This is a genomic window from Acinetobacter sp. HY1485 (assembly GCF_027568475.1).
Classification (GTDB): domain Bacteria; phylum Pseudomonadota; class Gammaproteobacteria; order Pseudomonadales; family Moraxellaceae; genus Acinetobacter.
Genome location: NZ_JANKZG010000020.1, coordinates 1 through 8,707 on the forward strand (window position 1 = coordinate 1; position 8,707 = coordinate 8,707).

The window sequence follows — 8,707 nt, forward strand, 5'->3', positions numbered from 1 at the left end:
ATTTGATATTAATTGCAAGCACAGGAAGTCTAATATCTGATTTAGGTTGCACTGTTACCTTTTTTGAAGCCATCGATTTAATGTCATCTTACTAATTTGCAATTGTCTAACTATCTCAACTTTTCGCATTCCATTTGCATACATTGTTTTAGCTTGGTATCTAAGATCAGTATATTGTTTTGAACGGGCTTTCCCGCCATGGCTTGAATTACCTAACTTTCCCTTATAGCTTTGACGCTGAATAAACTCTTGATAGCAGTATGCATCATTCTTCCAACAAAACCGTGCAATTGACTTCGAGATCCCTTTGATTTCGCCATATTGCATAGGTTGAGAAAGCCCTTGGTTTAAACCCATGCAATGCTGAATAACACATTCAAGCCATTGGCTATAGGTTTTACCGCGATATTGACGAATCTCAACATACGCCCAATGACGTGCTGTATGAAAAATATAACAATTACGCCCTAAACCAATCGCTTCTTCTTGCTTGATTGGCTTTTGAGCATCTTTCCATGTGATTTCAAGATATGAATTAAGAGAATCTAGCGTATAGGGGGTAGAACATAGCGTATATGCTCGCCATTGGCTCGAGAACGGGTTTTTTGTCACCAAACCAACGTACCCTACGTCAGCACCAAACAAACGCTGTAATGCTCTTAAAATAGCATATGCGTACAAGATAGGTTTTTGACGACTGGCATCGGTATTGTAAATCGGAGTTTCTAACTCAAATAAAATATGAGCACGACCATTTTCAGGATTTTCAATCAATAGATTGGGTAATGGAATCCCGATCAGTGAATACAAGATTTCAATCAGTGAAGCTTCGTAGTCTAAATCTAAAATCAAGTAGTACGTGTAATAGGGATGATTGGCTTGAATGTAATTTAATTTAAGTGCTGTTTCTTGCGAACAAATCTTTAAACCATGCGCTAAATCATTCGAACAATACGGTTTTTCTGGCAAATGGTGCTTAAATTTTAGTAAAGTTTCGTTGTTTTTGGCGTAATTCATACGGTTTCTCTTGGAGAAATCCATATCTCACGATATAATTATTCGTGAAGCATAGACGGATTTCTTCCGTTGTTGTTTTCAGGATTCAAGCCTCATCAACTACTTTCCGCCAAGAATAGAAAGTTGATGGGGCTTTTTCATGCCTGTATTTTTACCACATTTTGATCACATATTAAAATTAAAATCTGATCTCGGTGCGACTGTTCGTTCTTGTTCAATTCTTCGGTATCGCTCTAACGTCTGCTCATACGTAATTGTTTGAGTAACGCTTCGTTTTGCATCACCAAGCTGTTGTTCAGCTCGGTTAATTGCGTGTTCTGCTGTGTGAGTTTGTCGATCAGCATTTCTAATTCTTTCACTGCTAACGACAATTCTTGCGGTTCTTGATAAGGGATCATGTTGAATCATCTCTCCAATGGCCTCAGATGGCCCATATTTCTTCGTATTGAACTGTTTCTTTACATCCATCGCATGATTGAGCTTCTGCTTTGCTAGCGTGATGTCAGGGGCAATCTCGTAGATCTGTCCATCAAAACTTTGTTGATAATACACGCCATGCAAACGTACCCGACAACCATCACGTTCAACGGTGAGATTATTTTTGGTTTGCCGTGTTACTTCAAAGCCATTTTTCCGAAGCAAACGAATGACCTGTTGCCTTGAACGTAACTCTGCTTGTGCGACCAATGCATCCGCTTCATCTTTGAGTGCCTGATTTTTTTTCGATAACCGTGCTCGATTGGCGGTTCCTTTGGGTGCTTGAGGGCGGATTAAATCATATTGCTCATTTTTGACTTGTTTCCAACTATCCACCAACGGACGATCTATCGGATCAAAATAGGGCTGTAATCGCATCCCTGTTTCGAGTTCTTGATTGGCAATCACAAAATTCAACTCTAATCGCCCTTTGTCTAAATGCTCAATCCATACGATGTTGTAACGACTGGCATCTAAACCATGCAACAACGTCTTTTCAAAATCTTGCATCAACGCATATTTGGTTGCTGTAGGTAAATCAGGTTCAGCAAAAGACAAACAACCTGCCGTGTATTTGGTCGCAAAATTCATATCGTGAATAATATGCTTCGATAAATTCACATCACCTGCCAATAACCGAACCTGTGCCCGATCTTCATCGGTATCTTGATTGCGGAGTCGGAGCAAATAACGATACATGGCAACAGGGGGTGTTTTGCCTGACTTCTGAAAAAACTCAACAATCACTTTAACCGCTCCAATGCCAAGCGAATATCATTGAGATTAACCAACGCTTCAACTTTTTCAATTAAATGATGATCATCCAAACGATTAATAAAATAAGAAAGCTGATTTAAATTACCGCCAATTTTATTTAAAGCCCGAAGTAAATCAGGATCAACTTTCAAAACGTTCACTTTACGTGCTGCTTTTTGCGAACAACCGAGCTCTCGTAAGTAGACGGCACGAAGTTGTTCACCCCTAGATTCATCTAGTTTTTTCACCTCTTCGTCACTCAATGAAACTTTAATATGATGAGGACGCTTAATTTTCATTCGTTTTTTTGTCATTATAACGCGATTTTGTGGAAACGTATCACTTTACTATAGACAGCAAGGACACATCTAGTAACTCTAACGAGATTTCTAGAATGACCTTGTTCAGGGGCAAAGCCCCCGAAACCCCCAAAAATGACTAATTTTCACACTAAAATAGCGAGTTTTTTACCCCTATTGATTTTATTTTATACAAGAAAAAGCTGTTACTACAAATTAGGAGTCTGTTACTACAAATTAAGGGGTCTGTTACTACAAATTAGGGGTCTGTTACTACAAATTGAGGGGTCTGTTACTACAAATTAAGGGGTCTGTTACTACAAATTAGGGGTCTGTTACTACAAATTAGGGGTCTGTTACTACAAATTAAGGGATCTGTTACTACAAATTAGTGATCTGTTACTACAAATTAAGGGGTCTGTTACTACAAATTAAGGGGTCTGTTACTACAAATTAGGGGGTCTGTTACTACAAATTAAGGGGTCTGTTACTACAAATTAGGGGGTCTGTTACTACAAATTAAGGGGTCATAAAAATACTATTTTTTAGTCCCAAAAGTGTGTTAAAACGCTCAAATTAGAAGAAAAAAGCACTACTTTTTAAAGAAAAATGGCTAAAAACTACGTTAAAACGTGAAAATTTCTGTATTTTTTTGAAGATTTTCAGTAAAAAATACCCATTTTTTTCGTTAGTTTTCTACTCAAAACCGAATTAATTACGTTAAAAACCAGCTAAATATTTACTTTTGTTCTAATTTTTTAATCTCAAAAATCATTTTATTAGGATAATTAAACTCATTTAATATCACTTTTAACGGTATTATTAATATTCTAGAACGAAATCTAGAGCTAAATAATTGTCTATTATGAAATTCTCAAAAATGAATCAAAGCATCGAATATTACGATCAAAATTTTAATGAATTTAATCAAAAAACTTACAACGTAAATATGCAAAATCTTTATGAACCCTTCTTAGCTAATATTCCTAGTAAGGGTTACCTTTTAGATTTAGGTTGTGGTTCTGGTCGAGATGCTTTGTATTTTAAGAAACATGGTTATCAAATAGATGCTATTGATTATTCAATCAAATTAGTAGAACTGGCTAAAAGGCAGACTGGTATTAATGTTCGTCATGCCAGTTTTTATGATTTAAATGAAGTAGAAAAATATGATGGTATATGGGCTTGTGCATCTCTTTTACACTGTGACAGGAATCGTTTAACTGAAGTAATAGGTCGTATTGTTAAAGCATTAAAAATTACTGGTGTGTGTTATATGTCTTTTAAATATGGTGATCAAGACCGTGAAAAAGATGGTCGATTTTTTACTGATTTAAATGAAACTCAATTAGAAACGCTGCTTATGCCTTTCGATTTAAAGATAATTAAGCAATGGATAACTAAAGATAATCGCCCTGAATACTCAGAACAATGGATCAATATTATCTTACAAAAACTCAATTAATCTTTATATGTATATTTAGGTGACCAAGATTCCTTTCGGATATCACATGCTATCTCAAATCTTTTTAAGAGATAATCTATGCGTTTTTCTGAGGTTTTACCTGTTTTAAAAATGATATTCTCTTTCAATGGATGATTACTTTCAATCAACCATTCATTTCGCTTGTTTAAAGCTAATATGTATTTTTTTAATGGAACGTTTCCTGCCTTGCCACCTTGCTCCCAACGATTACACTCTTGGCAAGCCAAAACAAGATTCCATACTTCATTTAATTGAAGATCATATTTAGATGCATATTGAATCGACATAGGAATTACATGGTCAACATCACAGGTATTTTTTTTATTAGATTCAATTGAAATTGACTTATTGCAGTAAAAACATTTCCCTTTTTGGTACCCATTCAAAGGCTTGCGAACAGGTGTTAGATTTGTTCTCAGATGAGAGTGCAAAAATGAGTTGTTCGATACTGGTTTCAAATAATAAAGCTGCTCAGTATTTGTATCATACTGCACGTTAATTAAATGATTTTCACTCCATGCAGATTCAACAAGATTCCAACGTCCCTCAATTTCATTAAAAAAATTCTCGTAATCGCTTGAATCTAAAAGCTGAAATAGTGAATCAGTTAAAATTATGCCTTTTTTCTTATCTTGAACTGCCTTTTCAAAAAATGAAATTGATCTTTGTCTTTTTGGCAAATTATGAAAAGCATCTAATACAATTTTAAAACCTTCATTTTTGGTAACATTTAGCATCAAATCTTCTGAAATTTGCTCTTGTGAGTAAAGGTATAAAGCATTGAGTAATTTAGAGGTTCCTTTACCGACAAGTTGTTTTTTATTTTGTTTAATATGCTCAACAAGATGTTTTGAGAAAAATGGACTCAGTTCGTCTAAACTCACAAATGTTTTATTGTTTTCTTTTAACTCTAAAAGTGATTTAGCTAAGGCAAATTTATAAGTTGCCGTATTAGCACCTAAAAGAAAAATAGAGCGGAAGTTTGTTTCTATAGATTCATCAGAATGAAAGAAGCTTACTTCAGACATATATTTTCCTAAATGGTTCAAAATTTATTCTAAATTTTAAACGTGTTGCACTGTTAATTTTAGCCCTAAAGCATTCATTACTCGATTAATTGTATCAAAACGAGGTGCTGAATCTTGACGGAGTGCTTTATAAAGAGCTTCACGACCAATTCCTGCTTCTTTAGCTATTTGGCTCATTCCTCTAGCTTTCGCAATAACACCAAGGGCATGTGCTAATTCAGAAGGATCATTTTCTTCAAGAACAATATTAAGGTACATCACAATATCTTCTTCAGTTTTGAGTGATTCAGCCATATCAAAACTTGGTAAATCAGCCACTTTAACCATTTTATTTCTCCAATGTTTTCGATAATTTAACCGCACGATCAATATCTTGTTTTTGAGTTGATTTATCTCCACCTCCAAGCATTACAATGACAACATCTCCATGTTGGATGTAGTACATTCGCCACCCAGAACCAAAAAATTCTCTCATTTCCCAAACGCCATCTTGAAGCGGTTTAATATCTCCCCAATTGCCACGTTGAATCTTATCTAATCTACGATTCAAACGGATACGAGTCATATTGTCTTTAATCCCATCTAACCATTCATCAAATTCTGGCAGACGTTTAATTTCAATCATTAGGACTCCTTTTCTTTTTATCTTATTGTATTCGATCGAATACAATATGCAAGTATATTTATCTATCTTCTTTCTAATTTTCAAACATAAACTTTATATTGTAAAATATTCAAAATAATCAAGTAGTTTGAAAGAATGAGTAAAAAAATTAGTGGTTCAGAACATCCTTTAGCAAAGATATTTAATTCAGATTTTGAATACATCATACCTTCTTATCAACGCCCCTATTCTTGGGGAACTGAGCAATCAGAAATATTACTTGATGATTTGTATGAATTTTTTGAGTCTGAAGTCAATGAAGAATACTTTCTTGGAAGTATTGTTCTTATAAAAGAAGAAGGAAAAATATTAGCCGAAGTGATAGATGGTCAGCAAAGATTAACTACTTTAACCATTTTATTAGCACTTCTTGCATCAAAATTGGCTGGTAAACAAAGAGAAACTCTATGTAATTATATTTTAGAAGCAGGTAATGAGTTTGAAGGATTAGAAGCAAAACCAAGACTAACCTTAAGGGCTAGAGATAAAGAGTTTTTTAAATTTTATATTCAAGAACTCAATTTTGATGAATTATTTAAATTAGATGAAAGTCAAATTGAAAATGAAGCAAGATTAAATATCAAAAGAAATAGCGAGAAATTAAATAATAAGCTAGAAATTTTGTTTAAAACTGATCCCGAAAAATTAAAACAATTCATAGGATTTTTATTACAAAGATGCTTTATTGTGACAGTAACAACATCAAGTAAAAGTACAGCATTCAGAGTCTTCTCTGTAATGAATAGTCGTGGATTAGATTTACAACCTACTGATATAATTAAAGCTGATGTAATAGGGCTTTTGAAAAATGAACTAGAAGAAAATACGTATAGTGATAAATGGGAAGGCTTAGAAATTACTATTGGTAGAGAAGACTTTAATAGCTTATTTAGCCATATAAGGATGATTTATTCTAAAGAAAAAGCTAAAAAAAATATTTTAGTTGAGTTTCGTAGTAATGTCCTTAATCTACATCAAGAACCTAAAAATTTTATAGACAATGTACTGTCTCCATACGTAAAAGCATACGATATAGTTAGAAATAATATATATATTTCAGATAAAAATGCAGATGAAATCAATAGTTATTTAAAATGGTTAAATCGTATAGATAATTCAGATTGGATCCCATCAGCCATTGAATTTACTGTTCAGAATAAAAATAATCCTGAATACATGAATTTCTTTTTTAAAAAATTAGAGCGTTTAGCTTCTTATATGCATATATGTGGTCTAAATATTAATGAACGAATAGAACGATATAAATCAGTTCTCTTAGGTTTAGAACAAGAACATTCACTAAGTAATCCTATAAAATCAATTGAACTCACAGATTATGAAAAAACTAATTTGATAAATGTTCTGAATGGAGATATCTATACGCTTAATTCGAGACGACGAAATTATATTATTTTACGTTTAGATTCTTTTTTCTCAGATGGTGGTGCAACATACGATTCTAAAATTTTAACTATTGAACATGTCTTACCTCAAACAGTTAAGGAGGAAAGTAATTGGGCAAAAGAATGGGATAATACTGAAGATCGTAGGCTTTGGGTTCATCGTCTTGCAAATTTAGTTCCTTTAAATAGAAGACGTAATTCTAAAGCTCAAAATTATGACTTTGACATTAAAAAGAATGTGTATTTTTCAGGATCTCAAGCTGTTTCATCATATATTTTAACAACACAAGTTCTCAGTGAAAGTAGTTGGACAAAAGAAATTTTGGAAAAACGGCAAGAAAAACTAGTAAATGTATTAAAAGAAAACTGGGAGTTATGAGTAGAAATACCATATAAAAAGTTAAACTAAAACAAATAATACATCCTTAAAATAGGAGGTTACATAACCTCCTATTTTTGTCTTTATAGAAATAAAGATTTAAACTGACATATCAAGTTAGTTAAAAATCTTCAATTTCTTTACAGATCTTTAGCCTAAATCTGCATGTAGATTTAGACTAGACTATAATTTAGCAGAGAAAGAAGTATTATTACTTATTAGATAAATAATAATACTTCCTCTAAGAATTTTAGTTACTAGAACTTAATTTTATTTGTTGATTTGAAATACCTATTTCAGTGTTTAAAACTTCTTGAGAGCTGTGAATTCCCCCCATGGCATTAATCATTATATTACTAGCATTTTGATATTGATCGAAATAACTATTATCTAATACAGTATTGTCACTGAAGTAAATTTTTTCTATTTGATGTTCCTTACCAAAGAAAAAGTCTTGAACACGAATAGAATCACCTGATTCATACCCATCTAATACTAAATCAGATCCGTCTTTTGTAAATGAAACCTCTGTTGACGCTACATCATTCAACTTAATTTGGTCTGTATTTTCATGAGTATCAAAATCTACGATAGTATCGTTACCATGGCCCCGATTAAATAAATACGTATCGTTGCCAATGTTACCATCTAGGTGATCGTCACCTTCATCTCCACTTAAAATGTCATTACCTGCGTTGGTGTACAAGTTATCATTACCTTTACCACCGTAAACAATGTCATCTTGTTCTTCTGTATAAATTGTATCATCACCATCTGTACCATAAGTTGCCTTAGATCCAGTAGGTTGCGTTGGTTTTTGCTTTAACTGACTAATGACTTCTTCAGCTGTTAATTGCTTGTCCGTGAAATTAAATTCTTCAATATAGTGATCTTTACCAAAGAAAAAGTCTTGAACACGAATAGAATCACCTGACTCATACCCATCTAGTACTAAATCAGACCCATCTTGCGTAAATGAAACCTCTGTTGATGCTACATCGCTCAATTTAATTTGGTCTGTATTTTCATGAGTATCAAAGTCTACGATAGTATCGTTACCATGGCCCCGACTAAATAAATACGTATCGTTGCCAATGTTACCATCTAGGTGATCGTCACCTTCATCTCCACTTAAAATGTCATTACCTGCGTTGGTGTACAAGTTATCATTACCTTTACCACCGTAAACAATGTCATC

9 protein-coding genes are annotated in these 8,707 nt (G+C 33.3%); 2 read left to right on the top strand and 7 right to left on the bottom strand.

Features of this window, described 5'->3' with window-relative positions:
* Positions 1–54: 54 nt before the first annotated feature.
* The 3 genes from PCI70_RS11935 to PCI70_RS11945 form a co-directional block, all read right to left on the bottom strand.
* Complete coding sequence (locus PCI70_RS11935) at positions 55–1,017, bottom strand: replication initiation protein (protein WP_269915565.1); 963 nt, start codon at positions 1,015–1,017, stop codon at positions 55–57.
* Between the two features lie 165 nt (positions 1,018–1,182).
* Entirely contained in the window at positions 1,183–2,241 is a 1,059-nt protein-coding gene (locus PCI70_RS11940) for a relaxase/mobilization nuclease domain-containing protein (RefSeq protein ID WP_269915566.1), read from the bottom strand.
* Positions 2,238–2,564, bottom strand: a complete 327-nt coding sequence (locus PCI70_RS11945; RefSeq protein ID WP_269915567.1) for a hypothetical protein — start codon at positions 2,562–2,564, stop codon at positions 2,238–2,240. The genes PCI70_RS11940 and PCI70_RS11945 overlap by 4 nt, the downstream gene beginning before the upstream one ends.
* An 865-nt stretch (positions 2,565–3,429) precedes the next feature.
* Between PCI70_RS11945 and PCI70_RS11950 the strand changes: the two genes are divergently transcribed.
* Positions 3,430–4,014, top strand: coding sequence for a class I SAM-dependent methyltransferase (locus PCI70_RS11950; protein WP_269915568.1), 585 nt, complete (start codon positions 3,430–3,432; stop codon positions 4,012–4,014).
* Here PCI70_RS11950 and PCI70_RS11955 read toward each other — a convergent pair.
* The 3 genes from PCI70_RS11955 to PCI70_RS11965 are packed head-to-tail and all read right to left on the bottom strand — an operon-like array spanning position 4,011 to position 5,688.
* Complete coding sequence (locus PCI70_RS11955; RefSeq protein WP_269915569.1) at positions 4,011–5,063, bottom strand: HNH endonuclease; 1,053 nt, start codon at positions 5,061–5,063, stop codon at positions 4,011–4,013. The two genes, PCI70_RS11950 and PCI70_RS11955, sit on opposite strands and share 4 nt — an antisense overlap.
* Before the next feature lie 36 nt (positions 5,064–5,099).
* Positions 5,100–5,390 (bottom strand): addiction module antidote protein, encoded by a 291-nt coding sequence (locus PCI70_RS11960; RefSeq protein WP_269915570.1) that lies wholly within the window; start codon positions 5,388–5,390, stop codon positions 5,100–5,102.
* A gap of 1 nt (position 5,391) precedes the next feature.
* On the bottom strand, positions 5,392–5,688 hold the full coding sequence (locus tag PCI70_RS11965; RefSeq protein WP_269915571.1) for a type II toxin-antitoxin system RelE/ParE family toxin: 297 nt from the start codon (positions 5,686–5,688) through the stop codon (positions 5,392–5,394).
* A gap of 135 nt (positions 5,689–5,823) precedes the next feature.
* Between PCI70_RS11965 and PCI70_RS11970 the strand changes: the two genes are divergently transcribed.
* Complete coding sequence (locus PCI70_RS11970; protein ID WP_269915572.1) at positions 5,824–7,509, top strand: DUF262 domain-containing protein; 1,686 nt, start codon at positions 5,824–5,826, stop codon at positions 7,507–7,509.
* A 250-nt stretch (positions 7,510–7,759) separates the two neighbouring features.
* Here the strand turns inward: PCI70_RS11970 and PCI70_RS11975 are convergent.
* A partial coding sequence (locus PCI70_RS11975) for a calcium-binding protein (RefSeq protein ID WP_333473570.1) occupies positions 7,760–8,707 on the bottom strand: 948 nt, incomplete at its 5' end.

Bases quoted from the DNA above. Each gene is read 5' to 3' on its own strand.
- PCI70_RS11945 (WP_269915567.1), bottom strand. From the start codon at position 2,564: ATGACAAAAAAACGAATGAAAATTAAGCGTCCTCATCATATTAAAGTT.
- PCI70_RS11970 (WP_269915572.1), top strand. From the start codon at position 5,824: ATGAGTAAAAAAATTAGTGGTTCAGAACATCCTTTAGCAAAGATATTT.
- PCI70_RS11965 (WP_269915571.1), bottom strand. From the start codon at position 5,688: ATGATTGAAATTAAACGTCTGCCAGAATTTGATGAATGGTTAGATGGG.
- PCI70_RS11960 (WP_269915570.1), bottom strand. From the start codon at position 5,390: ATGGTTAAAGTGGCTGATTTACCAAGTTTTGATATGGCTGAATCACTC.
- PCI70_RS11955 (WP_269915569.1), bottom strand. From the start codon at position 5,063: ATGTCTGAAGTAAGCTTCTTTCATTCTGATGAATCTATAGAAACAAAC.
- PCI70_RS11950 (WP_269915568.1), top strand. From the start codon at position 3,430: ATGAATCAAAGCATCGAATATTACGATCAAAATTTTAATGAATTTAAT.
- PCI70_RS11935 (WP_269915565.1), bottom strand. From the start codon at position 1,017: ATGAATTACGCCAAAAACAACGAAACTTTACTAAAATTTAAGCACCAT.